Genomic DNA, 252 nt, shown 5'->3' on the forward strand with positions numbered 1-252 from the left:
TTAAATAATCATAATTGTATAAGTATTTAAATATTAAAAGAAAGCGAGGTTTCTGAATGAGAAATCAACAAAATAAAGTACCATTTCGTTTAAAAGTCTTACCTACTCAAAAATTTAAAACGACAACTATCACTTTGAAATTTATGGCTCCTTTAGATAGCCAAACCATCACGTCACGTACATTACTTAGTAAGATGCTCGTACGCGCGACGAAACGTTGGCCTACAGACAAAGATTTCAACCGTCATTTGT

Annotated in this window: 1 pseudogene; it reads left to right on the plus strand. The window is 32.5% G+C overall.

Annotation, left to right across the window (positions count from 1 at the left end):
- Positions 1-56 precede the first annotated feature (56 nt).
- A pseudogene (locus SAZ04_RS22575) lies at positions 57-252 on the plus strand (EF-P 5-aminopentanol modification-associated protein YfmF); the annotation flags it as partial.

The sequence above is a fragment of the Halalkalibacter lacteus genome, assembly GCF_036663595.1.
Lineage (GTDB): Bacteria > Bacillota > Bacilli > Bacillales > Bacillaceae_D > Halalkalibacter > Halalkalibacter lacteus.